The sequence below is a fragment of the Gluconobacter sp. P1D12_c genome (genome assembly GCF_018812105.1).
In the GTDB taxonomy this organism is placed as follows: domain Bacteria; phylum Pseudomonadota; class Alphaproteobacteria; order Acetobacterales; family Acetobacteraceae; genus Gluconobacter; species Gluconobacter oxydans_A.
In genome coordinates this window covers 1-753 of record NZ_JACSIQ010000086.1, presented here as the reverse complement: position 1 = coordinate 753, position 753 = coordinate 1, and the positions used below count along the sequence as shown (strand labels likewise).

The window sequence follows — 753 nt, the reverse complement described above, 5'->3', positions numbered from 1 at the left end:
CTTATTGTAGCAGATAGAAATCAATATTTGACTTGTCATAGTGTCCGACTATGACAAATACATTGTCGTCGGTCCTGCGGAGCTTCAAAGATAACAGTCTGMAAGCTCCTGAAAGGCGTCCTGATTAGCTTCGAAGTATTCGGAATCCGGAACCTCAATAGGAGGCTCATCAAGCTCTACGGGGTCTTGTAGACGCTCTATGTCGAGAACCTTTGACAGCATCCCATCTTCTAAGACGCTACCCCCACCTCTACCCATGTGAGATATCGTGTAAGTGTCAAGCATATATGCTTTTGCGGAATCATCCACCGCATTGATATCCCTGTTGCCAAGCTCCCACGAACCACGCAACGCAAACAGATTACGCCCCGTTAGAGCATCGCATCCAATTTTTTGGAGTTTTTCGATAACCTGCTGATGGTGTCGCTTAGAKAAAACTTCAATGAGTTCGAGAGCCTTTTTGCCGAGTTCAGTGTCAGGCGTCTGCGTATAATTCTGGACCATAAGACAGGGTTCAGAGACGTTATAGAAAGCATGATGCGGGAGCATCAGCCCAACAATCTTATTCTCCATCTGCTCGAATTTTATTTCATCACCAACGATGACACGACCATCAAGAGAAGGCTCAACACAGAGAGCCATAGCAATATCGGGCCCGAACATATCCAATGATTTAGGGACACCTATCGTGGCTTCGCCTTCATCACGCTTCGTGAAAAGCTCAGCATCATTGATGACACGCTTCTTCATCAT

Annotated in this window: 1 protein-coding gene; it reads right to left on the bottom strand. The window is 46.1% G+C overall.

Annotated features, from left to right (window positions below; genetic code table 11):
- Positions 1–84 precede the first annotated feature (84 nt).
- The coding region (locus KP705_RS15660; protein WP_215764849.1) for a hypothetical protein at positions 85–753 on the bottom strand (669 nt) is incomplete at its 5' end.